General features: G+C 61.7%; 22 protein-coding genes. 15 read left to right on the top strand and 7 right to left on the bottom strand.

Features of this window, described 5'->3' with window-relative positions:
• Window positions 1-25: 25 nt before the first annotated feature.
• From BM70_RS0112210 to BM70_RS0112220, 3 genes are all read left to right on the top strand, one after another.
• Window positions 26-1,390: an MFS transporter gene (locus BM70_RS0112210; RefSeq protein WP_025856289.1), complete on the top strand. Its 1,365-nt coding sequence runs from the start codon at window positions 26-28 to the stop codon at window positions 1,388-1,390.
• 11 nt (window positions 1,391-1,401) lie between these two features.
• Window positions 1,402-2,955: a galactarate dehydratase gene (gene garD, locus BM70_RS0112215; protein WP_025856290.1), complete on the top strand. Its 1,554-nt coding sequence runs from the start codon at window positions 1,402-1,404 to the stop codon at window positions 2,953-2,955.
• Window positions 2,956-3,169: 214 nt separating this feature from the next.
• Window positions 3,170-4,111 carry an AEC family transporter gene (locus BM70_RS0112220; RefSeq protein ID WP_025856291.1) on the top strand — a complete coding sequence of 314 codons (942 nt, stop codon included), beginning with the start codon at window positions 3,170-3,172 and terminating at the stop codon, window positions 4,109-4,111.
• 43 nt (window positions 4,112-4,154) lie between these two features.
• Here BM70_RS0112220 and BM70_RS0112225 read toward each other — a convergent pair whose 3' ends face one another.
• The 6 genes from BM70_RS0112225 to gatC form a co-directional block, all read right to left on the bottom strand.
• Window positions 4,155-4,532, bottom strand: coding sequence for a carboxymuconolactone decarboxylase family protein (locus BM70_RS0112225; protein WP_025856292.1), 378 nt, complete (start codon window positions 4,530-4,532; stop codon window positions 4,155-4,157).
• Window positions 4,529-5,575 (bottom strand): calcium/sodium antiporter, encoded by a 1,047-nt coding sequence (locus BM70_RS0112230; RefSeq protein WP_025856293.1) that lies wholly within the window; start codon window positions 5,573-5,575, stop codon window positions 4,529-4,531. Before BM70_RS0112230 ends, BM70_RS0112225 begins: the two co-directional genes overlap by 4 nt.
• 58 nt (window positions 5,576-5,633) lie before the next feature.
• Window positions 5,634-6,005 carry a septal ring lytic transglycosylase RlpA family protein gene (locus BM70_RS0112235; protein WP_025856294.1) on the bottom strand — a complete coding sequence of 124 codons (372 nt, stop codon included), beginning with the start codon at window positions 6,003-6,005 and terminating at the stop codon, window positions 5,634-5,636.
• Window positions 6,006-6,149: 144 nt separating this feature from the next.
• Window positions 6,150-7,595 carry an Asp-tRNA(Asn)/Glu-tRNA(Gln) amidotransferase subunit GatB gene (gene gatB / locus BM70_RS0112240; RefSeq protein WP_025856295.1) on the bottom strand — a complete coding sequence of 482 codons (1,446 nt, stop codon included), beginning with the start codon at window positions 7,593-7,595 and terminating at the stop codon, window positions 6,150-6,152.
• 10 nt (window positions 7,596-7,605) lie between these two features.
• On the bottom strand, window positions 7,606-9,057 hold the full coding sequence (gene gatA, locus BM70_RS0112245; RefSeq protein WP_025856296.1) for an Asp-tRNA(Asn)/Glu-tRNA(Gln) amidotransferase subunit GatA: 1,452 nt from the start codon (window positions 9,055-9,057) through the stop codon (window positions 7,606-7,608).
• Between the two features lie 16 nt (window positions 9,058-9,073).
• Window positions 9,074-9,361, bottom strand: coding sequence for an Asp-tRNA(Asn)/Glu-tRNA(Gln) amidotransferase subunit GatC (gene gatC, locus BM70_RS0112250; RefSeq protein ID WP_025856297.1), 288 nt, complete (start codon window positions 9,359-9,361; stop codon window positions 9,074-9,076).
• A 210-nt stretch (window positions 9,362-9,571) separates the two neighbouring features.
• Between gatC and mreB the strand changes: the two genes are divergently transcribed.
• The 8 genes from mreB to tldD all read left to right on the top strand — a co-directional run bounded on the left by mreB (window position 9,572) and on the right by tldD (window position 20,801).
• Entirely contained in the window at window positions 9,572-10,609 is a 1,038-nt protein-coding gene (gene mreB / locus BM70_RS0112255; protein ID WP_002555108.1) for a rod shape-determining protein MreB, read from the top strand.
• A gap of 140 nt (window positions 10,610-10,749) precedes the next feature.
• Window positions 10,750-11,889 (top strand): rod shape-determining protein MreC, encoded by a 1,140-nt coding sequence (mreC, locus tag BM70_RS0112260; protein ID WP_081782060.1) that lies wholly within the window; start codon window positions 10,750-10,752, stop codon window positions 11,887-11,889.
• Window positions 11,889-12,377 carry a rod shape-determining protein MreD gene (gene mreD / locus BM70_RS0112265; protein WP_003171788.1) on the top strand — a complete coding sequence of 163 codons (489 nt, stop codon included), beginning with the start codon at window positions 11,889-11,891 and terminating at the stop codon, window positions 12,375-12,377. Before mreC ends, mreD begins: the two co-directional genes overlap by 1 nt.
• A gap of 51 nt (window positions 12,378-12,428) precedes the next feature.
• Entirely contained in the window at window positions 12,429-13,025 is a 597-nt protein-coding gene (locus BM70_RS0112270) for a nucleoside triphosphate pyrophosphatase (protein ID WP_025856299.1), read from the top strand.
• A gap of 70 nt (window positions 13,026-13,095) precedes the next feature.
• The gene (gene rng, locus BM70_RS0112275) at window positions 13,096-14,553 is read left to right on the top strand and encodes a ribonuclease G (RefSeq protein WP_010213134.1); all 1,458 of its coding nucleotides are present in this window, start codon (window positions 13,096-13,098) and stop codon (window positions 14,551-14,553) included.
• 76 nt (window positions 14,554-14,629) lie between these two features.
• Complete coding sequence (locus BM70_RS0112280) at window positions 14,630-18,445, top strand: YhdP family protein (RefSeq protein WP_025856300.1); 3,816 nt, start codon at window positions 14,630-14,632, stop codon at window positions 18,443-18,445.
• A gap of 48 nt (window positions 18,446-18,493) precedes the next feature.
• Window positions 18,494-19,342, top strand: a complete 849-nt coding sequence (locus tag BM70_RS0112285) for a carbon-nitrogen hydrolase family protein (RefSeq protein ID WP_025856301.1) — start codon at window positions 18,494-18,496, stop codon at window positions 19,340-19,342.
• Window positions 19,343-19,358: 16 nt separating this feature from the next.
• Window positions 19,359-20,801, top strand: a complete 1,443-nt coding sequence (tldD, locus tag BM70_RS0112290) for a metalloprotease TldD (protein ID WP_012722229.1) — start codon at window positions 19,359-19,361, stop codon at window positions 20,799-20,801.
• A gap of 45 nt (window positions 20,802-20,846) precedes the next feature.
• Here the strand turns inward: tldD and yjgA are convergent, their stop codons facing one another.
• On the bottom strand, window positions 20,847-21,368 hold the full coding sequence (gene yjgA, locus BM70_RS0112295; protein ID WP_025856302.1) for a ribosome biogenesis factor YjgA: 522 nt from the start codon (window positions 21,366-21,368) through the stop codon (window positions 20,847-20,849).
• 108 nt (window positions 21,369-21,476) lie between these two features.
• Between yjgA and pmbA the strand changes: the two genes are divergently transcribed.
• The 4 genes from pmbA to BM70_RS0112315 all read left to right on the top strand — a co-directional run bounded on the left by pmbA (window position 21,477) and on the right by BM70_RS0112315 (window position 25,194).
• The gene (pmbA, locus tag BM70_RS0112300) at window positions 21,477-22,823 is read left to right on the top strand and encodes a metalloprotease PmbA (RefSeq protein WP_025856303.1); all 1,347 of its coding nucleotides are present in this window, start codon (window positions 21,477-21,479) and stop codon (window positions 22,821-22,823) included.
• A gap of 150 nt (window positions 22,824-22,973) precedes the next feature.
• Complete coding sequence (locus tag BM70_RS0112305) at window positions 22,974-23,369, top strand: hypothetical protein (protein ID WP_025856304.1); 396 nt, start codon at window positions 22,974-22,976, stop codon at window positions 23,367-23,369.
• Complete coding sequence (locus tag BM70_RS0112310) at window positions 23,362-24,738, top strand: aspartate ammonia-lyase (RefSeq protein ID WP_025856305.1); 1,377 nt, start codon at window positions 23,362-23,364, stop codon at window positions 24,736-24,738. Before BM70_RS0112305 ends, BM70_RS0112310 begins: the two co-directional genes overlap by 8 nt.
• A 27-nt stretch (window positions 24,739-24,765) precedes the next feature.
• Entirely contained in the window at window positions 24,766-25,194 is a 429-nt protein-coding gene (locus BM70_RS0112315) for a hypothetical protein (protein ID WP_025856306.1), read from the top strand.

Consider the following 25,194-nt stretch of genomic DNA (forward strand, 5'->3'; position numbering starts at 1 on the left):
AAATAATTAGTGGGAGTACTTCTACATGCAAGCGACCAAGCCGACGCACGTCCGCTATTTGATCCTGCTCATGCTGTTCCTGGTGACCACGATCAACTACGCCGACCGGGCCACCATCGCCATCGCGGGCTCCAGCCTGCAAAAAGACCTCGGTATCGACGCGGTCACCCTCGGTTATATCTTCTCTGCATTCGGTTGGGCCTACGTGGCCGGGCAAATCCCTGGCGGTTGGCTGCTGGACCGGTTCGGTTCGAAAAAAGTCTATGCCCTGAGCATCTTCACCTGGTCGCTGTTCACCGTGCTGCAAGGCTATGTGGGTGAGTTCGGTGTCTCTACCGCGATTGTTGCGCTGTTCATGCTGCGCTTCCTGGTAGGCCTGGCTGAAGCACCGTCGTTTCCCGGCAACGCACGGATCGTGGCCGCCTGGTTCCCGACTGCGGAGCGCGGCACCGCGTCGGCGATCTTCAACTCGGCGCAATACTTCGCCACCGTGTTGTTCGCGCCGCTGATGGGGTGGATCGTCTACAGCTTTGGCTGGCAGCACGTATTTATCGTGATGGGCGGTATTGGCATCGTGTTTTCGCTGATCTGGCTGAAAATCATCCACAGCCCACGCCAGCACCCGATGATCAACGAAGCGGAGTTCAACCACATCGCTGCCAATGGCGCGATGGTCGATATGGACCAGGACAAGGTCAAGGGTAAGAAAACCGACGGTCCCAAGTGGGATTACATCCGCCAACTGCTGACCAACCGCATGATGCTCGGCGTGTACCTGGGCCAGTACTGCATCAACGGCATCACCTATTTCTTCCTGACCTGGTTCCCGGTGTACCTGGTACAGGAGCGTGGCATGACCATTCTCAAGGCCGGTTTCATTGCTTCGCTGCCGGCGATCTGCGGGTTTATCGGCGGCGTGTTGGGCGGTTTGATTTCCGATTACCTGTTGCGCAAGGGCCACTCCCTGACCTTCGCCCGCAAGGCGCCGATCATTGGTGGCTTGTTGGTGTCATCCAGCATCGTGGCGTGCAACTACGTGGATATCGAGTGGATGGTGGTGGGCTTCATGGCCCTGGCTTTCTTCGGTAAGGGCGTTGGCGCGCTGGGTTGGGCGGTGGTGTCCGACACGTCGCCGAAACAGATCGCCGGCCTAAGTGGCGGCTTGTTCAATATGTTTGGCAACCTGGCATCCATCAGCACGCCGATCGTGATCGGCTACATCATCAGCACCACCGGTTCGTTCAAGTGGGCCTTGGTGTTTGTAGGCGCCAACGCGCTGCTGGCGGTGTTCAGCTACCTGGTCATCGTTGGGCCGATCAAGCGCGTGGTACTCAAAGAACCGCCGACCGAGGGCCCCGAGTTGACCAACCTTACCGAAGCGCATTCCTGAGGGGCGATGCAATGCAGTTGATTGAACATGCCGACTCGCCGCGCTCGATTCGTTTGCACGAGCGCGACAACGTGGTGATCGTGGTCAATGACCAGGGCGTACCGGCCGGGACCGAGTTCCCGGACGGCCTGGTGACCGTGGATTTCATCCCCCAGAGCCATAAGGTGACCCTGGAAGATATCCCCGAGGGCGGTCAGATTATTCGCTATGGCCAGACCATCGGTTACGCCCTGGCGCCGATTCCGCGCGGCAGTTGGGTGCAGGAAGATCAACTGCGCATGCCCACCGCGCCGCCGCTGGACAGCTTGCCGCTGTCCACCGAGGTGCCGGAGACCCAGGCGCCGCTGGAAGGCTTTACTTTCGAGGGCTATCGCAACGCCGACGGCACCGTGGGCACGCGCAACATCCTCGGGATCACCACCACGGTGCAGTGCGTCACGGGTGTGCTGGACCATGCGGTCAAGCGCATCAAGGACGAATTGTTGCCCAAGTACCCACACGTGGATGACGTGGTGGCGCTGACCCACAGCTACGGCTGCGGCGTGGCGATTACCGCGACGGACGCCTACATCCCGATCCGCACCGTACGCAACCTGGCGCGCAACCCTAACCTGGGGGGCGAAGCCCTGGTGATCAGCCTGGGCTGCGAGAAACTGCAGGCCGGGCAGGTGATGCACGACAACGACAGCTCCGTCGACCTGAGCGAGCCGTGGCTGTATCGGCTGCAGGATTCCAGCCACGGTTTTACCGAAATGATCGAGCAGATCATGGAACTGGCCGAGACGCGCTTGAAGAAGCTCGACCAGCGCCGTCGGGAAACCGTGCCGGCATCCGAGTTGATCCTGGGCATGCAGTGCGGTGGCAGTGATGCGTTTTCCGGCATCACCGCCAACCCGGCGCTGGGCTATGCCTCGGATTTGTTGCTGCGGGCCGGGGCGACGGTGATGTTTTCCGAAGTCACCGAAGTGCGCGATGCCATTTACCTGCTGACGTCTCGCGCCGAGAACCAGCAAGTCGCCCAGGAGCTGGTCCGGGAAATGGACTGGTACGACCGTTACCTGGCCAAGGGCGAGGCGGATCGCAGTGCCAACACCACGCCAGGCAACAAGAAGGGTGGGTTGTCGAACATTGTCGAGAAGTCCCTGGGCTCCATCGTCAAGTCCGGCAGCAGCGCGATCAATGGCGTGCTGGGTCCGGGTGAGCGCTTCAAGGGCAAGGGCCTGATCTTTTGCGCAACGCCGGCCAGTGACTTTGTGTGCGGCACCTTGCAACTGGCGGCAGGGATGAACCTGCACGTGTTCACCACCGGGCGTGGCACGCCTTACGGGTTGGCGATGGCGCCGGTGGTCAAGGTGTCGACCCGTACGGAGCTGGCGCAGCGCTGGCCGGACCTGATCGATATCGACGCCGGGCGCATTGCTACCGGGCGCGCGACCATCGAGGAGCTGGGGTGGGAGTTGTTTCATTTCTACCTGGATGTGGCCAGCGGCAAGAAGCAGACGTGGGCTGAGCATCACAAACTGCACAACGACATCACCTTGTTCAACCCTGCGCCCATCACCTGACTGTGGTGAGCGGGCTTGCCCCGCGCTGGGTGGCGAAGCCGCCCCAAACCCAAGCGACTGAGTTCCAACTGGAGAAACTCAGTGCCGGAGATGGGGCGGCTTCGCCACCCAGCGCGGGGCAAGCCCGCTCACTACAAGGATCTGGAACAGACGAAGCGACCTGCACTGGCTTATCATTAGCCACCTAACGACGCTCACCAAGGTTCTCCCCGGCATGCTGGCAATTTTCCTCACCACCCTGACCATCACCGCGCCGGTGTTTGCCATGCTCTTTCTCGGTGTGCTGCTCAAGCGCGTCAACTGGATCAACGACAACTTTATCCACACGGCGTCGTCCCTGGTGTTCAACGTCACCATGCCGGCGCTGCTATTCCTTGGCATCCTGCATGCCGACCTGCACTCGGCGCTCAAGCCGGGCCTGCTGATCTATTTTGCCGTCGCCACGCTGTTGAGCTTCGCCTTGGCCTGGGGCTGGGCGATCTTTCGTTGCCCGCGTGAAGACCGGGGCATCTATACCCAGGGCGCGTTCCGTGGCAATAACGGCGTGATCGGCCTAGCGCTGGCTGCCAGCATGTACGGCGACTACGGTATCTCCCTCGGCGCGATCCTCGCGGCGCTGGTGATCCTGTTCTACAACACCCTGTCGACCATCGTGCTGGCGGTGTACAGCCCGGTGATCAAGTCCGACCCATGGAGCATCTGCAAGAGCGTGGTGGCCAACCCGCTGATCATCAGTGTGATCGCAGCCACGCCGTTCGCGGTGTTCCAGATTGGTTTGCCGGGTTGGCTGGAGTCTTCGGGCCAGTACCTGGCGGACATGACCTTGCCGCTGGCGTTGATCTGCATCGGTGGCACGTTGTCGCTGGCGGCCTTGCGCAAAAGCGGGGGCATGGCCCTGAGCGCCAGCCTGGTGAAGATGATCGGCCTGCCGCTGGTCGCGACGCTGGGCGCGTGGCTGCTGGGGTTCCGGGGGCCGGAGTTGGGGATTCTGTTCCTGTACTTCGGTGCACCGACGGCGGCGGCCAGTTTTGTCATGGCCAGGGCGGCCGAGGGCAATCATGAGCTGGCGGCGGCGATTATCGTGATCACCACCTTGATGGCGGCGGTGACCACGAATATCGGGATTTTTGTGTTGCAGGCGGGAGGTTGGATCTGAGGGTTGCGGTGCCTGTGAGGACCGATCGCCGGCAAGCCGGCTCCTACGGTGCCTCGTAGGTATCGATCACTTCCTGCGCCGCCCGAAACGCATCAATCGCCGCCGGCACACCGGCATACACCGCGCAATGCAGCAGCGCTTCACGAATCTCTTCCACCGTACAGCCATTGTTCAGTGCGCCCCGCACGTGGCCCTTGAGTTCCTGCGGGCACTTGAGCGCGGTGAGGGCGGCGAGGGTGATCAGGCTGCGGGTTTTAAGCGGCAGGCCTTCACGGTTCCACACGCTGCCCCAGGCGTGTTCGTTGACGAAGTCCTGCAGCGGCTGGGTGAACTCGGTGGCATTACCCAGGGCGCGGTCGACGAACGCATCGCCCATGACCTGGCGACGCATTTCAACCCCGGGCTTTTTCTGATCGGTCATTGCGATTCCCTCTTGTGTTGGCGGCGCCAGGCTCGCAGCGTGCTGAACAACAGGAAAGCCACCAGCACTGGCAGGACGTAATACAGCATCAGTTGTTCAAGCTTGTTGGCCAGGGGCATGCCGGTGGTGAACGCCATCACATGCAGCCCGTACGCCAGGTACAAGCCCAGCAGCACCAGGCCTTCGGCGCGGGTCACGCGGTAACCGGTATAGAACACCGGCAGGCACAGCACCACCACGCCGAGCATCACCGGCAGGTCGAAATCCAGGGCATTGGGCGACACCGACAACGGTGACGGGGCGAGCAGGGCAGTCAGCCCCAGTACGCCGAGCAGGTTGAACAGGTTGCTGCCGATCACGTTGCCCACCGCAATTTCGCGTTCGCCGCGCAGGGCTGCAATCAGCGACGTCGCCAGGCACGGCAGCGAGGTGCCGACGCCGATCAAGGTCAGGCCGATCACGCGTTCCGACAGGCCCAGGTCGCTTGCCACATCCACCGCCGCGCCCAGCAGCAAATGCCCGGCCAGCACCAGCACCAGCAACCCACCGAGCATCAGCAGCACGCTGCTCAGCCATGGGGCGCGGGCCACGGTGTCCAGCGTGCGCGGGCGGCGCGAGTGGCGCGTCTGGTAATGCAGTACGCCGAGGTACACGACCAGCGCAACCAGCAACAGCAGGCCGTCAACCGGCGTGAGTTCTTCATTGGCGGCGAGGGTGAACACCAGCAGCCCGGCCAGGATCATCACCGGAATATCCAGGCGCACCAGTTGGCGTGAGACCCGCAGCGGAATAATCAACGCCGACAGGCCCAGGGTCACCAGGATGTTGAAGATACTGCTGCCGATCACGCTGCCCACGGCAATATCGGTATTGCCGGCCAGGGTGGCTTGCAGGCTGACGGTCATCTGCGGTGCGCTGCTGCCGAAGGCGACGATCGTCAGGCCGATGATCAGCGGCCGCACCTTGAGGCTTGCGGCCAGGCGCACGGCGGCGCGTACCAGGATTTCGGCACCGATGATCAGCAGCGCCAGGCCGCTGACCAATTCCAGCAGGCTCCAGGGCGAGAGGGCGGTTAATCCGAAAATGGCCAGGGCTCCGTCTTCAGTTGCTCAAGGCTTGCACGCGAACCCGTGCGGTACCGCTGCTGATCATACCCAGTTGCTCGGCAGCCTTGCGCGAAAGGTCAATCAAGCGCCCTCGGGTATGCGGGCCGCGATCATTGATGCGGACAACCACGGATTTGTCGTTGTCGAGATTGGTGACCTTGACCTGGGTGCCGAATGGCAATTGCCGGTGGGCGGCGGTCAGGGCGTTCTGGTTGAAAGGTTCACCGCTGGCAGTCTTGTTGCCATGGTGCTTGGCGCCGTAATAGGAGGCGGTGCCGGTTTCGTCGTAGCCATTGGGGTTGATGATGCCGCTGGCGCAACCGGCCAACAGGGAGAACAGGGCCAGCAGGCCGAGTAGACGCTTCATGCAAGGAGTCCCATTACAAATGTTGGAGTTGGCTCGTGTGGGAGCTGGCTTGCCTGCGATGGCTTCACCTCGGTGTAACTGGTGCACCGAGGCGCCTGCATCGCGGGCAAGCCCGGCTCCCACAGAAGCCGGGTCCTACACGTGTCAGCCTTCGAGCTTGCTTTTCAGCAGTTCGTTCACCTGTTGCGGGTTGGCCTTGCCTTTGGAGGCTTTCATTGCCTGGCCCACAAAGAAGCCGAACATCTTGCCGCGCTTGGCTTCGTCTGCCGCACGGTACTGTTCGACCTGCTCGGCGTTGGCCGCGAGCATTTCATCCAGCACGGCCGAGATCGCGCCGCTGTCGGTGACTTGCTTGAGACCGCGTTTCTCGATGATCTCGTCGGCGCTGCCTTCACCGCTGGCCATGGCTTCGAACACGGTCTTGGCGATTTTGCCGGAGATGGTGTTGTCCTTGATGCGCAGCAGCATGCCGCCCAGTTGCTCGGCGGTGACTGGGGCGTCGTCGATTTCCAGGCCCTGCTTGTTCAGCAGGCTGCCCAACTCGACCATCACCCAGTTGGCCGCCAGCTTGGCGTCGCCGGCAATGCTCACGACTTTTTCGAAGTAGTTGGCTTGCTCGCGGCTGGAGGCCAGGACGCTGGCATCGTAGACCGACAGGCCGAACTGCTCCTGGAAGCGCTCGCGTTTCTGCTGCGGCAATTCCGGCAGGGTGGCGCGGATGTCGTTGAGGAACGAATCCTCAAGCACCACCGGCAACAGGTCCGGGTCGGGGAAGTAACGGTAGTCGTTGGCTTCCTCTTTGCTGCGCATGGCGCGGGTTTCGTCTTTGTTCGGGTCGTACAGGCGGGTTTGCTGGATGACCTTGCCGCCGTCTTCGATCAGCTCGATCTGGCGACGCACTTCGCTGTTGATCGCCTTCTCGATGAAGCGGAACGAGTTGACGTTCTTGATCTCGCAGCGGGTGCCGAACTCGACCTGGCCCTTTGGACGGATCGACACGTTGCAGTCGCAGCGCAGCGAGCCTTCGGCCATGTTGCCGTCGCAGATGCCCAGGTAGCGCACCAGCGCGTGGATCGTCTTGACGTAGGCCACGGCTTCCTTGGCGCTGCGCATGTCCGGCTCGGACACGATCTCCAGCAGTGGCGTGCCGGCACGGTTCAGGTCGATACCGGTCGCGCCCGGGAATTCTTCGTGCAGGCTCTTGCCGGCGTCTTCTTCCAGGTGAGCACGGGTGACGCCGACGCGCTTGATGGTGCCGTCTTCCAGGGGGATGTCCAGGTGGCCCTTGCCGACGATCGGCAGTTCCATCTGGCTGATCTGGTAGCCCTTGGGCAGGTCCGGGTAGAAGTAGTTCTTGCGCGCGAACACGTTGTGCTGGCCGATCTCGGCATCAATCGCCAGGCCGAACATCACCGCCATGCGCACCGCTTCCTGGTTCAACACCGGCAGCACGCCGGGCATGCCCAGGTCTACCAGGCTGGCCTGGGTGTTGGGCTCGGAGCCGAACGTGGTGGCGCTACCGGAGAAAATCTTCGATTGGGTGGCGAGCTGGGTATGAATCTCCAGCCCGATCACGACTTCCCATTGCATAGTGTTCTCCTCAGAAGCCGGTAGGGGTGCGAGTGTGCCAGTCAGTGTTCAACTGGTACTGGTGCGCCACATTGAGCAGGCGGCCTTCCTGGAAATACGGGGCGAGCAGTTGCACGCCGACCGGCATGCCATCGACGAAACCGGCGGGCATGGACAAGCCCGGCAGGCCCGCGAGGTTGGCGGTGATGGTGTACAGGTCTTCGAGGTACGTAGCCACCGGGTCGCCGTTCTTGGCGCCGAGCTTCCAGGCCGGGTTCGGCGTGGTTGGGCCGAGGATCACGTCGACTTCTTCGAAGGCAGCCATGAAGTCGTTCTTCACCAGGCGCCGGATTTTCTGCGCCTTGAGGTAGTAGGCGTCGTAGTAACCGGCCGACAGGGCGTAGGCACCGACCATGATTCGGCGTTGTACTTCGGCGCCGAAGCCTTCGCCACGGGAGCGTTTGTACAGGTCGGTGAGGTCTTTCGGGTTTTCGCAGCGGTAGCCGAAGCGCACGCCGTCGAAACGCGACAGGTTGGAAGAAGCCTCTGCCGGCGCGATCACGTAGTACGCCGGAATCGCGTGCTGGTTGTTCGGCAGGCTGATTTCCTTGATCACCGCGCCGAGCTTCTCCAGCGCCTTGACGCTGTTGTGCACCAGTTCAGCAATGCGTGGGTCGAGGCCGGCGCTGAAGTATTCCTTCGGCACGCCGATGCGCAGGCCCTTGATCGAGGTGTTCAGGCTGGCGCTGTAGTCCGGTACGGGCTCATCGATGCTGGTGGAGTCCTGCTTGTCGAAGCCAGCCATGCCTTGTAACAAAATCGCGCAGTCCTCGGCGGTGCGGGCCAGCGGGCCGCCCTGATCGAGACTGGAGGCGTAGGCGATCATGCCCCAGCGGGAAACGCGACCGTACGTCGGTTTCAAGCCGGTGAGGTTGGTGAAGGCTGCTGGCTGGCGGATGGAGCCGCCGGTGTCGGTGGCCGTGGCGGCAGGCAGGAAGCGCGCGGCAACCGCGGCAGCCGAGCCACCGGACGAACCGCCGGGCACGTGCTCCAGGTTCCACGGGTTTTTCACTGCGCCGTAGTAGCTCGATTCGTTGGCCGAACCCATGGCGAATTCGTCCATGTTGGTCTTGCCCAGGGTCACGGCCCCGGCGGCAGCCAGCTTGGACACTACAGTGGCGTCGTAGGGCGCCTTGAAGTTGTCGAGCATCTTCGAGCCGCAACTGGTGCGAATGCCCTGGGTGCAGAACAGGTCCTTGTGGGCGATCGGCGCGCCCAGCAGTGCGCCGTTTTCACCGTTGGCGCGACGTGCGTCGGCGGCCTTGGCCTGGCTCAAGGCCAGCTCTTCGGTGAGGCTGATGAAGCTGTTGACCTTTGGATCGTGCTCGGCGATACGCGCCAGCAGGGTCTTGGTCAGCTCTTCGGAAGAAAACTTTTTGTCGGCGAGACCGCGGGCGATCTCGGCCAGAGTCATGTGATGCATTGCAGGCTCTTTCCCTTTAGTCGATGACTTTCGGAACCAGGTACAGGCCGTTTTCGACCGCTGGCGCGATGGACTGGTAGGCCTCGCGATTATTACTCTCGGTCACGACGTCTGCGCGCAGGCGCTGGCTGGCTTCCAGCGGGTGAGCCAGGGGATCGATGCCGTCGGTATTCACGGCCTGCATTTGGTCGACCAGCCCGAGAATGCTGTTCAGGGCTGCGGTGGTCTGTGGAAGATCGCCTTCATTCAGGCCAAGCGAGGCCAGATGCGCGATTTTTTCCACGTCGGAGCGTTCAAGCGTCATGGGAATCTCCAGTGGAAAACAGAACGGAGGCTGTCCGTGTGTTAGATTGTCGGAACACTACCGCATTTCTACGGTCTTACGGCCGCGATTGTGGGGGTTGGTGCACAGAAAGTCGGCCAATTTAGCACATTGGCGCCTTGCCCAAAATCCCTGTCGTTGTTAGAGTTTGCCGCACTTTTTTACCCACGCGTTGCCTAGGGTCCCTTTCCCATGTTCAAGAAACTGCGTGGCATGTTTTCCAGCGATCTTTCCATTGACCTGGGCACTGCCAACACCCTTATTTACGTGCGCGAGCGCGGTATCGTCCTGAATGAGCCATCGGTTGTGGCCATTCGGACCCATGGTAATCAGAAAAGTGTCGTTGCCGTCGGCACCGAGGCCAAGCGCATGCTCGGCCGTACACCAGGCAATATTGCCGCCATTCGTCCGATGAAAGACGGCGTGATCGCCGACTTCAGTGTCTGCGAGAAGATGCTGCAGTACTTCATCAACAAGGTTCACGAAAACAGTTTCCTGCAGCCCAGCCCTCGTGTGCTGATCTGCGTTCCATGCAAATCCACCCAGGTTGAGCGTCGTGCCATCCGTGAATCGGCCCTCGGCGCCGGTGCCCGCGAAGTGTTCCTGATCGAAGAGCCAATGGCTGCTGCGATCGGTGCCGGCCTGCCGGTTGAAGAAGCCCGCGGTTCGATGGTGGTGGATATTGGTGGTGGTACCACTGAAATCGCCCTGATTTCCCTGAACGGTGTGGTGTATGCCGAATCCGTACGCGTCGGCGGCGACCGCTTCGACGAAGCGATCATCACCTATGTGCGTCGTAACTACGGCAGCCTGATCGGCGAATCCACCGCCGAGCGCATCAAGCAGGAAATCGGTACCGCTTACCCGGGCGGCGAAGTGCGCGAAGTCGATGTGCGCGGTCGTAACCTGGCCGAAGGCGTTCCACGTGCCTTCACCCTGAACTCCAATGAAGTGCTGGAAGCTCTGCAAGAGTCCCTTGCCACCATCGTTCAGGCCGTGAAGAGCGCCCTGGAGCAATCGCCGCCGGAACTGGCTTCCGATATCGCCGAGCGTGGCCTGGTGCTGACCGGTGGTGGTGCCTTGCTGCGCGACCTCGACAAGCTGCTGGCCCAGGAAACCGGTCTGCCGGTGATCGTTGCCGAAGACCCGCTGACCTGCGTCGCACGTGGCGGTGGCCGTGCACTGGAAATGATGGATAAACACACCATGGACCTGCTTTCCAGCGAATAAGCATTTGCTGATCAGCCCATGTTTCGCCCGCAGGCAGCACTTTGCAGTGCTGCCTGTTGGCGTTTATCTTCTTCAATCTGCATCCAGGCCGGTTAGATGCCGTATGAATAAAGAGAACATTTGCCTGGGAGGAGCGGCTTATTAAACCGCTTTTCGCCAAAGGCCCCTCATTGGGCGTGCGCCTGTTGGTGCTGGTCGTGCTTTCGGTCGCGCTGATGGTGGTCGATGCCCGCTTTGCACTGCTCAAGCCCGTGCGTAGCCAGATGTCGCTGGTGTTGATGCAGACCTACTGGATCACCGACCTGCCGCAACGTCTGTACCAGGGCGTGGCCAGCCAATTCGGCAGCCGCACCGAGCTGGTCGCCGAGAACGAAAAACTCAAGACCGAAAACCTGCTGTTGCAGGGGCGCATGCAGAAGCTTGCAGCCCTTACCGAGCAGAACGTTCGGCTGCGCGAGTTGCTCAATTCTTCCGCACTGGTCAACGAAAAGGTCGAAGTGGCCGAGTTGATCGGCATGGACCCCAACCCCTTTACCCACCGCATCATCATCAACAAGGGTGAGCGCGACGGTGTGGTCCTCGGCCAGCCGGTGCTTGATGCCCGTGGCCTGATGGGCCAGGTGGTCGAGCTGATGCCCTACACCTCGCGGGTGTTGCTGCTGACGGACACCACCCACAGCATTCCGGTGCAGGTGAACCGCAACGGCCTGCGCGCGATTGCCAGCGGTACCGGTAACCCCGAGCGCCTGGAATTGCGCCACGTGGCCGATACCGCCGACATCAAGGAGGGCGACCTGCTGGTCAGCTCCGGCCTGGGCCAGCGTTTTCCGGCCGGTTACCCAGTGGCGACGGTCAAGGAAGTCATCCACGATTCCGGTCAGCCATTCGCCATTGTGCGCGCCGTGCCCACCGCCGCCTTGAACCGCAGTCGCTACCTGTTGTTGGTGTTCAGCGACAACCGCACCCCCGAAGAGCGCGCCAACGAAGCTGCCCAGGCCCAGGAAGCGGAAGACAAGAAGAACGGCACCGCGCCGATCGTTCCTGCCACTGTGCCCAAGCCTGCTCCAGTTGCTCCGGCGGCTACGCCTGCCTCCGCAGCGCCTGTTGCCACGCCGGTCAAGCCGGCGGCGCACGGCACGCAGCCGGTGAAGCCGGCTGCCACTAAACCACCCGCGTCCACGCCAGCCACCACGGCACCGGCGGTAAAACCGCCCGTTGCGACCCCGGCTGCGCGCCCAGCGGCTACCGCCCCGGCAACCACGCGGCAGAGGGAGGAATAATGGCCGGTACTCATTCGCGCAACGGCTGGATCGTCTGGCTGACCTTCGCCATCGGCTTGCTGCTCAGCGTTTCGCCATTGCCGCAGTTCATGGAAATCCTGCGTCCGCTGTGGCTGGCGCTGCTGCTGGCCTTCTGGTCGCTGAACCTGCCGCACAAAGTCGGCATGGTCACGGCGATGTTCCTGGGCTTGGCGGAAGATGTGCTCTATGGCACCTTGCTGGGTCAGAACGCGTTGATCCTGACCTTGATCACCTTCCTGGTGCTGTCGTTGCAGCAGCGCTTGCGCATGTTCCCGATGTGGCAGCAGTGCCTGGTGATCCTGGTGATCTTCGGCCTGGCGCAGCTTGTGCAGCTGTGGCTCAGCGCCTTGACCGGCAACCGCCAGCCGACCCTGGCGCTGGTGCTTCCAGCCCTGGTCAGCGCATTGCTGTGGCCATGGATCAGCTTCGGTCTGCGTGGGTTGCGTCGTCGCTATAAAATCAATTGAATGGATTGCGAGGCTCTGCCTGGTTATCGAACCCTACAGGGAGAGTCTGCAATGAATTCGCTTTACCTGGCCTCGGGCTCTCCGAGGCGGCGTGAACTGCTGGCCCAGATCGGTGTGCCCTTCACCGTGGTCAGTGCCGCCATTGATGAAACACCTCTTACAAACGAATCCGCCGTTGCTTACGTCGAGCGTCTTGCGCGCGGCAAGGCTGCGGCGGGTTTTGCTGCGCTTGGACAATCCTCGGGCGCCTGTGTGCTGGGGGCTGATACGGCCGTGATCGTCGATGGACAAATCCTCGGCAAGCCCGTGGACCAGGCCGATGCATTGGCGATGTTGATGGCCTTGGCGGGGCGTGAACACGAAGTGCTCACCGCCGTTGCCGTCACTGATGGCCGGCGCTGCGAAACCCGATGTGTAAGCAGTCGTGTACGTTTTCGCAGTATTTCTGTCGAGGAAGCGACAACCTACTGGCACAGTGGCGAACCCCGGGACAAGGCGGGCGGCTATGCTATCCAAGGGCTGGGCTCGGTATTTGTCGCCGGGCTCAATGGCAGTTATTCCGCTGTGGTAGGCCTGCCGGTGTGCGAAACCGCGCAACTGCTCGACCAATTCGGCATACCCTGTTGGCAAAACCTTACCGTGCGCTGAGCGTCGTATTCCAGCGCCCAGCCTTAAGCGACCGGTCACTATTGTGAAAACGCCTGAACGAGACCCAGCCATGAGTGAAGAGATTCTGATCAATATCACGCCGATGGAATCGCGCGTGGCGGTGGTAGAGAACGGTGTTCTGCAAGAAGTGCACGTTGAGCGCACCCAGAAGCGCGGGATCGTCGGCAATATCTATAAAGGCAAGGTCGTGCGTGTATTGCCGGGGATGCAGGCCGCTTTCGTGGATATCGGCCTGGACCGTGCTGCGTTTATCCATGCTTCGGAAATCTCCCTGCGCGAAGGCCCGGCAGTGGAAAGCATCAGCGCCCTGGTGCATGAAGGGCAGAGCCTGGTGGTGCAAGTCACCAAGGACCCCATCGGTTCCAAGGGCGCACGCCTGACCACGCAGCTGTCGATTCCGTCGCGTTACCTGGTGTATATGCCACGTACCGCGCATGTCGGCATTTCCTTGAAGATCGAAGACGAAGCCGAACGCGAGCGCCTGAAAAAGGTGGTCAGCGACTGCGTGGCCGCCGAGGGCATCAAGGAAGCTGGCGGTTTTATCCTGCGCACCGCCGCTGAAGGCGCCGGCGCCGATGAGATCCTCATGGACATCCGCTACCTGCGGCGCCTGTGGGACCAGATCGGCGCACAGATCAAGACTATCGGCGCGCCGAGTGTGATCTATGAAGACCTGGGCCTGGCCTTGCGCACGCTGCGCGACCTGGTCAGCCCGAAGATCGAGAAAATTCGCATCGACTCGCGGGAAACCTTCCAGCGCACCACGCAATTCGTTGCCGAGCTGATGCCGGAAATTGCCGACCGCCTGGAACACTACCCCGGCGAACGGCCGATCTTCGACCTGTATGGCGTCGAAGACGAGATCCAGAAGGCCCTGGAGCGCAAGGTGCCGCTCAAGTCCGGCGGCTACCTGGTGGTGGACCCGGCGGAAGCCATGACCACTATCGACGTCAACACCGGCGCGTTCGTGGGCCATCGCAACCTTGAAGAGACCATCTTCAAGACCAACCTCGAGGCGGCCACCGCGATTGCCCGCCAACTGCGCCTGCGCAACCTGGGCGGCATCATCATCATCGACTTCATCGACATGGAAGATGAAGAGCACCAGCGCCAGGTGCTGCGTACCCTCGAGAAGCAGTTGGAGCGCGATCACGCCAAGACCAACATCATCGGCATCACCGAACTGGGCCTGGTGCAGATGACCCGCAAGCGCACCCGCGAAAGCCTCGAACAGGTGCTGTGCGAGCCGTGCAGCAGTTGCCAGGGCCGCGGTAAATTGAAGACCCCTGAAACGGTTTGCTACGAGATTTTCCGCGAAATCCTGCGCGAGGCACGTGCCTACCAGGCCGAAGGTTACCGAGTGCTCGCCAACCAGAAGGTGGTCGACCGGCTGCTGGATGAAGAATCCGGTAACGTTGCCGAGCTGGAGGGGTTTATCGGGCGCACGATACGCTTCCAGGTTGAAACCATGTATTCCCAGGAACAATACGACGTGGTGCTGCTCTGATCCCCAATCGTTTTTCTTTTATGAGACGGGCAGGCCTTGATCTGCCGTCCGATTGCCGCCTTGAGGGTCGCCTGACATGGAGCGTCTGATACGCTTTTTTGCCGCTTTGACCCGCTGGGGCCTGGGCCTCTGTGCCCTGCTGCTGGTATTGGCGGCGGTGTACGTGAGCCTCGGCCGTGAATTGACGCCGTTGGTGGCCGAGTACCGTGCAGACGTCGAAGCCAAGGCCCAGGCCGCGGTGGACATGCCTTTGCGCATCGGCAGCCTCGAAGGTCGCTGGAGCGGCTTCGCCCCGGTATTGCTGGCCCATGATGTGATGGTGGGCGAGGGCAGCAGTGCCCTGCGCCTTGACCAGGTCGAAGTGGTGCCGGATATGTGGGCCAGCCTGATGGCTCGCGAGGTACGCATTGCGCACCTGCAAGTCAGTGGCCTGCAACTCAGCGTCAAGGAGGACAAGGACGGCAAGTGGGCCTTGCAAGGCCTGCCGGTACAGGACGACCAGCCGCTGGACCCCGAGCAGTTGTTGAAGCGCATGCAGAGGGTCAAGCGTGTGTCGCTGCTCGACAGCCAGGTGACGTTGCAACCGTTCGACCAGGCGCCGGTGACCCTGACGTATGTCGGCCTGAGCCTGCATACCGGCACCGTCCGCCAGCGCCTCGACGCACGCCTGACCCTGCCCGACGGCCAGCCTCTTGCCGTCAACCTGAGCACCCGTATTCGCGCCAGCCAGTGGAAGGACGCTGAAATCCAGGCCTACCTGAGCCTGCCGCAAAGCGATTGGGCCAAGTGGATCCCGGCCAAGCTGACCCAGCAATGGAGGCTCGCCCAGTTCAAGGCCGGCGGCGAGTTCTGGCTGACCTGGGCCAAGGGCACCGTGCAAAGCGCGGTGGCGCGCCTCAATTCGCCGCTGGTGAAGGGCAGCTACGCCGATCGCAAGCCGGTGCATATTGAGAATGTCGCCCTCACCGCCTACCTGCAACGCAGTGACACCGGCCTCAAGGTGCTGTTCGACTCGCTGGCGATGAACCTGGGTGACACCCGCTGGGAATCCCGCCTGCAGTTGCAGCAGACCCTGGCGACCGACACGAGCCAGGAAGTCTGGAAGCTCCAGGCCGATCGCCTGGACCTGACCCCGATCACGCCCCTGCTCAACGCCCTGGCACCGCTGCCGGAAGGCTTTGCCAAGACCATTCAGCATCTCAAGGCCACTGGCCTGCTACGCAATGTACTGGTGGACTTCCGCCCTCAGGACACGACCGATCAAAAAGTCAGCTTCGCCGCCAACCTTGAGCGCATTGGTTTCGATGCCTACTTTGGTGCGCCGGCCGCGCGCAATGTGTCCGGCAGCATCAGCGGCGACCTGGGTCATGGCGAGTTGCGCATGGACAGCAAGGACTTTTCCCTGCATCTCGACCCGATCTTTGCCAAGCCCTGGCAGTACATCCAGGCCAACGCACGTCTGACGTGGAAGCTGGACAAGGAAGGCTTCACCCTGATCGCGCCGTATATCAAGGTGCTGGGCGAAGAAGGCAAGGTGGCTGCTGACTTCCTGATTCGCCTGCATTTCGACCACAACCAGGAAGACTATATGGACCTGCGGGTCGGCATGGTCGATGGTGATGGGCGCTTCACACCCAAATACCTGCCGGCGGTGTTGAGCCCGGCGCTGGATGAATGGCTGCGCACCGCGATTCTCAAGGGCGCGGTCGACCAGGGCTTCTTCCAGTATCAGGGTTCGCTCAACCACGACGCACTGCCGGCCTCGCGCAATATCAGCCTGTTCTTCAAGGTGCATGATGCCGAACTGGCGTTCCAGCCGGGTTGGCCTCATGTGAGCAAGGTCAATGGCGAAGTGTTTGTCGAGGAAAGCGGCGTACGCATCCTCGCCAGCAAGGGCCAGTTGCTCGATACCAAGGTCAAGGATGTCTACGTCAATATTCCCCACGCGCCTGAAGGCAAGGACAGCCATCTGCTGCTTACGGGCGGCTTTGCCGGTGGCTTGGGCGATGGTCTGAAAATCCTCCAGGAAGCACCGATCGGCACCGCATCGACGTTTGCCGGCTGGAAGGGCGAGGGCGACCTGCAAGGCAGCCTTGACCTGGATATTCCGCTGGCCAAGGGCGCCGAGCCGAAAATCGTGGTGGACTTCAAGACTGACAAGGCGCGCCTGCAATTGGCTGAGCCCACCCTGGACCTGACCCAGCTCAAGGGCGATTTTCGTTTCGACAGCGCCAAGGGCCTCAGTGGCCAGAACATCACGGCCCAGGCGTTTGACCGGCCGATCACTGCGCAGATCTTTGCCGATGGCAAGCCGGGTAATCTCAGCACTCGCGTGGCTGCCAAGGGGCAGGTCACGGTCAAGCGGCTGACGGACTGGCTGAAAATCACCCAGCCGCTGCCGGTGTCTGGCGATATTCCGTACCAACTGCAGCTGACCCTGGACGGCGCCGACAGCCAATTGATGGTCAGCTCCAACCTCAAGGGCGTGGCAGTGGACTTGCCGGCACCATTCGGCATGCCGGCCAGCCAGGGTCGTGACAGCGTCTTCCGCATGACCTTGCAGGGCGCCGAGCGCCGTTATTGGTTCGATTATGGCGAGCTGGCGAACTTCACCTTTGCTGCGCCGCCGGACAAGTTCAATGACGGACGCGGTGAGTTGTTCCTGGGAGACGGCGATGCCGTGCTGCCGGGCGCCAAGGGGTTGCGCATTCGTGGGGTGCTGTCGGAACTCGATATCGATCCCTGGAAGAAACTGGTGGACCGCTATGCGGGCAACGATCCGGGCGGCAGCGCCAAGCAATTGCTCAGCGGCGCTGACTTCAAGGTGGGCAAGCTGACGGGGCTTGGCACTCAGTTCGATCAGGTCAGTTTGCAACTGGACCGCAAGCCTGCGGCGTGGGGCTTGCAACTCGACAGTCAGCAGGCCAAGGGCACGGTCAACCTGCCGGACGCCAAGGGCGCGCCGATTGCGATCAACCTGCAATACGTGAAACTGCCGGCAGTGGACCCGACGGTGCAGGCTGACGAAAACGCACCGGACCCGTTGGCGAGCATCGACCCCAAGGATATTCCGGCGCTGGATATTGCCATTGACCAGCTATTCCAGGGCCCGGACCTGGTCGGTGCCTGGTCGCTGAAAATCCGCCCGACGGCCAAGGGCCTGGCCTTCAACAATCTGGACCTCGGCCTCAAGGGCATGCAACTCAAGGGTGCCGGTGGCTGGGAAGGTGCGGCGGGTGACAGCAGCAGTTGGTACAAGGGCCGCCTGGACGGCAAGAATATCGGCGATGTACTCAAGGGCTGGGGTTATGCCCCGACCGTCACCAGCCAGGACTTCCACCTGGATGTGGACGGACGCTGGCCGGGTTCGCCTGCCTATGTCGGGCCCAAGCGCTTCTCCGGCAGCCTGGATGCGGCGTTCCGCAACGGCCAGTTCGTGGAAGTGGAAGGCGGCGCCCAGGCCCTGCGTGTGTTCGGCCTGTTGAACTTCAACTCCATCGGGCGCCGGTTGCGCCTGGACTTCTCGGACTTGCTGGGCAAGGGCCTGAGTTATGACCGGGTGAAAGGCTTGCTGGCGGCCAGCAATGGCGTGTTCGTGACCCGTGAGCCGATCACCATGACCGGGCCCTCCACCAATCTGGAGCTTAATGGCACCCTGGACTTGGTGGCCGACCGTGTCGACGCCAAGTTGCTGGTGACCCTGCCGGTCACCAATAACCTGCCGATCGCCGCGCTGATCGTGGGTGCGCCGGCCATTGGTGGTGCATTGTTCCTGATCGACAAACTGATCGGTGACCGTGTTGCGCGCTTTGCCAGCGTTCAATACAAAGTGGAAGGGCCGTGGAAAGACCCGAAAATCACCTTCGACAAGCCATTTGAAAAGCCAAACTGAGAGCCTGTGGAGTAGCATGGCCGCATGCCCATTACGGAGTGTCGGCCCATGTCCTTTGCGGTAATTCAAATGGTCAGCCAGAGCGATGTGCTGGCCAACCTGGCCCAGGCCCGGCGCCTGCTGGAAGACGCAGCGGCAGGCGGGGCCAAGCTTGCGGTGCTGCCGGAAAACTTCGCCGCCATGGGGCGCCGTGACGTGGCCGATATCGGCCGTGCCGAGGCGCTGGGCGAAGGCCCGATCCTGCCATGGTTGAAACAGACCGCTCGAGACCTCACCTTATGGATAGTGGCTGGTACTTTGCCATTGCCGCCCAAGGACCAGCCGCACGCCAAGTCCAACGCCTGTTCGCTGCTGATCGATGATCAGGGTGAAATCGTCGCTCGATATGACAAGCTGCACCTGTTCGATGTGGATGTCGCCGATGCGCGCGGTCGTTATCGTGAGTCCGACGACTATGCTTTCGGGGGCAATGTGGTGGTGGCGGACACGCCCGTCGGTCGATTGGGCCTGACGGTGTGTTACGACCTGCGTTTCCCTGAGCTGTACAGCGAGTTGCGCGCAGCGGGGGCTGAATTGATAACCGCGCCTTCAGCGTTTACGGCGGTGACCGGTGCTGCGCACTGGGACGTGCTGATCCGCGCACGGGCCATCGAGACGCAGTGCTACCTGCTGGCGGCCGCCCAGGGTGGCGTGCACCCGGGGCCGCGAGAAACCCATGGTCATGCCGCGATTGTCGACCCCTGGGGGCGTGTGCTGGCACAACAGGATCAAGGCGAGGCGGTGTTGCTGGCCGAACGCGATAGCACTGAACAAGCGTCGATAAGGGCGCGCATGCCGGTGGTCGCCCATCGGCGCTTTTTCTCGCAGGGCGCACAGCGACCTGCTTCGGAACGATGAATTTAAGGCCATACCTATGAGCGAGTTGTTGTCCTCAGTCAGTGAACACCTCCTGGCACCCGGTGGCGTGACCATCGAAAGCTTGCAAACCGTGCTGGGCGATCTCGCCGGGCCAGGCATTGACGCGGCTGACCTGTATTTCCAAGGGCAGATTTCCGAGTCCTGGGCCCTGGAAGACGGCATCGTCAAGGAAGGCAGTTTCAACCTCGACCAGGGTGTGGGCGTGCGCGCCCAGTCTGGTGAAAAAACCGGTTTTGCCTACAGCAATGCGATCACCCTGGAGGCGCTGGGCCTGGCAGCACGTGCTGCGCGCTCGATCTCCCGCGCCGGGCAAAATGGCACGGTGCAGGCGTTCAGCACCCAGGACGTGGCGCAGTTGTATGCGCCGGATAACCCACTTGAAGTGATCAGCCGTGCGGAAAAAGTCGAGCTGCTCAAGCGTATTGATGCCGCTACCCGTGCCCTGGACCCGCGTATCCAACAGGTTACCGTCAGCATGGCAGGCGTGTGGGAGCGCATCCTCGTGGCGTCCACCGATGGCGGCCTGGCAGCGGATGTGCGGCCGTTGGTGCGTTTCAACGTGAGTGTGATCGTGGAGCAGAACGGTCGTCGCGAACGCGGTGGCCACGGCGGTGGCGGGCGTACCGACTACCGTTATTTCCTCACTGATGACCGTGCCATGGGTTATGCCCGTGAGGCGCTGCGCCAGGCGCTGGTCAACCTCGAAGCCATCCCTGCACCAGCGGGTACCTTGCCGGTGGTGTTGGGCTCGGGTTGGTCCGGCGTGCTGTTGCACGAAGCGGTCGGCCATGGCCTGGAAGGGGACTTCAACCGCAAGGGCAGTTCGGCCTACAGCGGGCGCATGGGCGAGATGGTTGCGTCCAAGCTCTGCACCATCGTCGATGACGGCACCCTGGCCGGGCGCCGTGGTTCGCTGAGCGTCGATGACGAAGGCACGCCGACCGAGTGCACCACCCTGATCGAAAACGGCGTGCTCAAGGGTTATATGCAAGACAAGCTCAACGCTCGCCTGATGGGCGTGGCGCGCACCGGTAACGGCCGTCGTGAGTCCTACGCGCATTTGCCGATGCCACGCATGACCAATACCTACATGCTCGGTGGCGAAAGCGACCCGGCCGAAATCATTGCGTCGGTGAAGCGCGGCATCTACTGCGCCAACCTTGGTGGCGGCCAGGTGGATATCACCAGCGGCAAGTTCGTGTTCTCCACCAGCGAGGCATACCTGATCGAAGACGGCAAGATTACCGCGCCGGTCAAGGGTGCAACGTTGATCGGTAACGGTCCGGAAGCCATGAGCAAGGTGTCGATGGTCGGTAACGACCTGTCGCTGGACAGCGGCGTGGGCACGTGCGGGAAAGATGGGCAGTCGGTGCCGGTGGGTGTCGGCCAGCCAACGCTGAAGATTGATGCGATCACCGTGGGTGGCACGGGGTCGTAAACGCTGGAGCTTCGGGTGGCGAAGATCGCCACCCGGGGAAGAGGATCAGCGCAGGCCGCGTTGAGTCTCGTCCAGCTCACGGATGTACTTGAAGATTTTACGGCTGGTGGCGGGCGCCTTGTTATGCGCCAGCTCGTGCTGGGCTTGACGGATCAGGGAGCGCAGTTGCTGGCGGTCCGCGTCCGGGTAGTCCAGTACGAATTTTTCCAGCACGGCGTCATCGCCCGAGATCAGGCGGTCACGCCAACGTTCCAGGTTATGGAAGCGTTCGTTGTACTGGCGAGTGGAGGCATCGGTTTGATCGAGCAAGGCCAGAATGGCGTCAGTGTCCTGATCGCGCATGAGTTTGCCGATGAACATGATGTGCCGTTTACGCGCGATATTCGCGGTGTGCTTGGGCGCATCCGCCAAGGCCCGGCGCATTTCGTCGGTCAATGGCAGTTTTGCAATCAAATCCTTCTTGAGCGTTGTAAGGCGCTCGCCGAGGTCAACCAGAGCATGCAGCTCACGTTTGACCTGGGTTTTGCTTTTCTCCCCATCGAGGGAGTCGTCGTAAGAATCAACCATGGTGGCAGTCCGCAAAGAAACGCCGCCATGATAACCAGTCGGGGGCCGCTTGTCCGGCCCGGTCGCTCGATGGCCTTAACCGAAAGCAGAATTTGAGTGGAGAAAACCATGAGTGCAGCCCAAAGCGTCGGTCCGCAAGCGTTACCGGCACTGCAGGAACAAGTCGAGCAGATCCTTGCCGAGGCCAGGCGCCAGGGGGCCAGTGCCTGTGAAGTGGCGGTGTCGCTGGAGCAGGGGCTGTCGACATCGGTGCGCCAGCGGGAAGTGGAGACCGTCGAGTTCAACCGCGACCAAGGCTTTGGCATCACCCTGTATTTAGGGCAGCGCAAAGGCTCGGCGAGTACTTCGGCCAGTGGTCCGGAAGCCATTCGCGAGACCGTGGCGGCGGCGTTGGCGATTGCCAGGCACACGTCCGAAGATGAAAGCTCGGGCCTGGCCGACAAAGCGTTGATGGCCAAGGACTTGAAGGACTTTGATCTGTTCCACGCCTGGGACATCACGCCCGAGCAGGCCATTGAACAGGCGCTGACCTGTGAAGCTGCCGCGTTCGACGCCGATGCCCGCATCAAGAACGCTGATGGCACCACGTTGAGCACCCATCAGGGCTGCCGCGTGTATGGCAACAGCCATGGTTTCATCGGTGGTTACGCGTCCACGCGTCATAGCTTGAGCTGCGTGATGATCGCTGAAGCCAACGGCCAGATGCAGCGCGATTACTGGTATGACGTGAACCGCCAGGGCGATTTGCTGGCCGATCCGGTCAGCATCGGCCAGCGTGCTGCACAGCGTGCCGCGAGCCGCCTGGGCGCGCGTCCTGTGCCGACCTGTGAAGTGCCGGTGCTGTTTTCGGCGGAATTGGCCGGTGGGTTGTTCGGCAGTTTCCTGGGAGCGATTTCCGGGGGCAACCTGTACCGCAAGTCTTCGTTCCTGGAGGGCGCGATCGGCCAGAAGCTGTTTCCTGAATGGCTGACCATCGATGAGCGTCCACACCTGATGCGTGCCATGGGCAGTTCGGCGTTTGACGGTGATGGCCTGGCAACGTACGCCAAGCCGTTTGTCGAGAGCGGTGAGTTGGTGTCCTACGTGCTGGGTACCTACGCCGGTCGCAAGCTTGGCCTACCGAGCACCGCCAACTCCGGCGGCGTGCACAACCTGTTCGTCACCCACGGCGACGAAGACCAGGCCGCGCTGCTACGGAAGATGGGTCGCGGCCTGCTGGTGACTGAGTTGATGGGCCATGGCCTGAACATGGTCACGGGTGATTATTCCCGTGGCGCGGCGGGCTTCTGGGTGGAAAACGGCGAGATTCAGTTTGCCGTCCAGGAAGTGACGATCGCCGGCAACCTGCGCGATATGTTCAAGCAGATCGTTGCGGTCGGAAACGACCTGGAACTGCGCAGCAATATCCGCACGGGTTCGGTGTTGATCGAGCGGATGACCGTCGCCGGTAGCTGATCCCTCCGACACACTTCAACAAAAAGGCGCGCCATCATGAAGATGGCGCGCTTTTTTTGTGCCCGCGTGTCAGCGGGATTAATGTGCCACTCTTGTTTTGATTCTCAATATCATTTAATAATAAATATCATTACCGAATGAGTGTGGATCATGAGTTCTGTCCTGCATGAGGATCCTTACCTTGAGAGCTGGCGCTGGATGAGTCGCCAGATTCGCTGCGGCCTCAACCCCAACGAGCCGCGCCTGATCGAACACTACCTCAATGAAGGTCGATACCTGGCGTGCTGCACTGCGACCCATCCGTGGACGATCGCTGAAACCTCATTCCGCCTGTTGCTCGACACCGCCAGCGATATCGCGCTGCCCTGGCACTGGCGCTCCCTGTGCCTGGACCAGGCCTGGCGCCCGCTGCGCGACCTGGAAAAACTCTCTCACTGTGCCTGCCGCCTCAAGCGCTGGCAGACCTTTGCCTGGCGATTGGCGACCTGCGAATTGCTGCCGTCTATTTCTCACTCCGACTTGGTGCAAGGATCTAACGATGAGTAACACCCGTATCGAACGCGACAGCATGGGCGAGCTGCAAGTGCCTGCCGAGGCCCTGTATGGCGCCCAGACCCAGCGCGCGGTGAACAACTTTCCGATCAGCCACCAACGCATGCCGGCGCAATTCATCCGCGCCTTGATTTTGGCCAAGGCTGCTGCCGCCAAGGTCAACGTCGATCTCAAGCAAATCAGCGAAGGGCAGGGCAAGGCCATCGTCGACGCCGCCCAAGGCTTGCTGGAAGGCGATTTCATGCCGCACTTCCCGGTGGATATCTTCCAGACCGGTTCCGGCACCAGCTCCAACATGAACGCCAACGAAGTGATTGCCACACTGGCCAGCCGTTTGCTGGGTGAGTCGGTCAACCCCAACGACCACGTCAATTGCGGCCAAAGCAGCAACGACATCATTCCGACCACGATCCACGTCAGCGCCGCGCTGGTCCTGCACGAGCAAACGCTGCCGGCCTTGCTGCACCTGGTGCAGGTGATCGAGCAGAAGGCCGAAGAGGTCCATCCGTTCATCAAGACCGGTCGCACGCACCTGATGGACGCCATGCCGGTGCGTATGAGCCAGGTGCTCAATGGCTGGGCGCAGCAGCTCAAGGCCAATATCGGGCATTTGCAGGACCTTCTGCCGAGCTTGCAGTCGTTGGCCCAGGGCGGTACTGCGGTAGGCACCGGGATCAACGCACACCCAGAATTCGCTGCGCGTTTCAGCCAGCAACTGAGCAGCCTGACGGGCGTGAAATTCACGCCAGGCAAGAACCTGTTCGCTTTGATTGGCTCCCAGGACACCGCCGTGGCCGTGTCAGGTCAGTTGAAAGCCACCGCCGTGTCGCTGATGAAAATCGCCAACGACCTGCGCTGGATGAACTCCGGTCCGCTCGCCGGCCTGGGTGAAATCGAACTGGAAGGCCTGCAGCCTGGCTCGTCGATCATGCCGGGCAAGGTCAATCCGGTGATCCCGGAAGCGACTGCGATGGTGGCTGCGCAGGTCATCGGCAATGACACGGTGATCACTGTCGCTGGTCAGTCGGGCAACTTCGAGCTGAACGTGATGCTGCCGATCATTGCGCAGAACCTGCTCAACAGCCTCGAATTGCTGGCCAATTCCAGTCGTTTGCTGGCAGACAAGGCCATCGCCAGTTTCAAGGTCAATGAAGCCAAGCTCAAGGAAGCGCTGTCGCGCAACCCGATCCTGGTGACCGCACTCAACCCGATCATCGGGTACCAAAAGGCCGCTGAAATCGCCAAGAAGGCCTATCAGCAGGGCCGTCCGGTGATTGATGTCGCCCTCGAGCACACCGACTTGCCACGTAGCCAACTGGAGGTCCTGCTGGATCCGGAAAAGCTCACGGCCGGCGGCGTGTAATCACCGACCCTGCTTTGGAGGCTCACCATGGAGCACTGGAAACGCACGATCGAACGGGCCAATCGCTGCTTTATGGCAGGCGAACTGGTCGACGCTCGCGAGGCCTATTTGCAAGCCCTGGCCCTGGCTCAAGTGTTGTTCGAACGCTGGGCGGATGCCGACGAAGCAGTGGCGGCTTGCGTCATTTCCCATCACAACCTGGCGGACCTGCACCTGCGCCTGAACCAGCCGGAAGAAAGCGCGGAGTACCTCTGCGCTATTCACCAGCGCCTGCTGCAGACCATGCAGGACCCGCGCCTCAGCTCGCAATTGCGGGAAGCCGCCCTGCGCCAGAGCAGCAAAACCTACGTCGAACTGTTGAATTTCATCAGCGATCACGGCGAGTACCCTCGCACTCATCGCTTGCTGGGCGGTACTGCGGCGCAGCCGACCACTCCTCAATACGGAGCACATTGA

Origin of the sequence: Pseudomonas sp. CHM02 (assembly GCF_000612585.1) — a bacterium.
Taxonomy (GTDB): domain Bacteria; phylum Pseudomonadota; class Gammaproteobacteria; order Pseudomonadales; family Pseudomonadaceae; genus Aquipseudomonas.

What these genes read in the sequence shown, in the direction of transcription:
- BM70_RS0112285 (WP_025856301.1), top strand. Translation starts at nt 18,494, where the DNA reads ATGTCCTTTGCGGTAATTCAAATGGTCAGCCAGAGCGATGTGCTGGCC.
- yjgA (WP_025856302.1), bottom strand. Translation starts at nt 21,368, where the DNA reads ATGGTTGATTCTTACGACGACTCCCTCGATGGGGAGAAAAGCAAAACC.
- gatC (WP_025856297.1), bottom strand. Translation starts at nt 9,361, where the DNA reads ATGACGCTTGAACGCTCCGACGTGGAAAAAATCGCGCATCTGGCCTCG.
- rng (WP_010213134.1), top strand. Translation starts at nt 13,096, where the DNA reads ATGAGTGAAGAGATTCTGATCAATATCACGCCGATGGAATCGCGCGTG.
- pmbA (WP_025856303.1), top strand. Translation starts at nt 21,477, where the DNA reads ATGAGTGCAGCCCAAAGCGTCGGTCCGCAAGCGTTACCGGCACTGCAG.
- garD (WP_025856290.1), top strand. Translation starts at nt 1,402, where the DNA reads ATGCAGTTGATTGAACATGCCGACTCGCCGCGCTCGATTCGTTTGCAC.
- BM70_RS0112310 (WP_025856305.1), top strand. Translation starts at nt 23,362, where the DNA reads ATGAGTAACACCCGTATCGAACGCGACAGCATGGGCGAGCTGCAAGTG.
- mreD (WP_003171788.1), top strand. Translation starts at nt 11,889, where the DNA reads ATGGCCGGTACTCATTCGCGCAACGGCTGGATCGTCTGGCTGACCTTC.
- mreB (WP_002555108.1), top strand. Translation starts at nt 9,572, where the DNA reads ATGTTCAAGAAACTGCGTGGCATGTTTTCCAGCGATCTTTCCATTGAC.
- BM70_RS0112225 (WP_025856292.1), bottom strand. Translation starts at nt 4,532, where the DNA reads ATGACCGATCAGAAAAAGCCCGGGGTTGAAATGCGTCGCCAGGTCATG.
- tldD (WP_012722229.1), top strand. Translation starts at nt 19,359, where the DNA reads ATGAGCGAGTTGTTGTCCTCAGTCAGTGAACACCTCCTGGCACCCGGT.
- BM70_RS0112315 (WP_025856306.1), top strand. Translation starts at nt 24,766, where the DNA reads ATGGAGCACTGGAAACGCACGATCGAACGGGCCAATCGCTGCTTTATG.
- BM70_RS0112220 (WP_025856291.1), top strand. Translation starts at nt 3,170, where the DNA reads ATGCTGGCAATTTTCCTCACCACCCTGACCATCACCGCGCCGGTGTTT.
- BM70_RS0112210 (WP_025856289.1), top strand. Translation starts at nt 26, where the DNA reads ATGCAAGCGACCAAGCCGACGCACGTCCGCTATTTGATCCTGCTCATG.
- gatB (WP_025856295.1), bottom strand. Translation starts at nt 7,595, where the DNA reads ATGCAATGGGAAGTCGTGATCGGGCTGGAGATTCATACCCAGCTCGCC.
- BM70_RS0112270 (WP_025856299.1), top strand. Translation starts at nt 12,429, where the DNA reads ATGAATTCGCTTTACCTGGCCTCGGGCTCTCCGAGGCGGCGTGAACTG.
- gatA (WP_025856296.1), bottom strand. Translation starts at nt 9,057, where the DNA reads ATGCATCACATGACTCTGGCCGAGATCGCCCGCGGTCTCGCCGACAAA.
- BM70_RS0112280 (WP_025856300.1), top strand. Translation starts at nt 14,630, where the DNA reads ATGGAGCGTCTGATACGCTTTTTTGCCGCTTTGACCCGCTGGGGCCTG.
- BM70_RS0112235 (WP_025856294.1), bottom strand. Translation starts at nt 6,005, where the DNA reads ATGAAGCGTCTACTCGGCCTGCTGGCCCTGTTCTCCCTGTTGGCCGGT.
- BM70_RS0112305 (WP_025856304.1), top strand. Translation starts at nt 22,974, where the DNA reads ATGAGTTCTGTCCTGCATGAGGATCCTTACCTTGAGAGCTGGCGCTGG.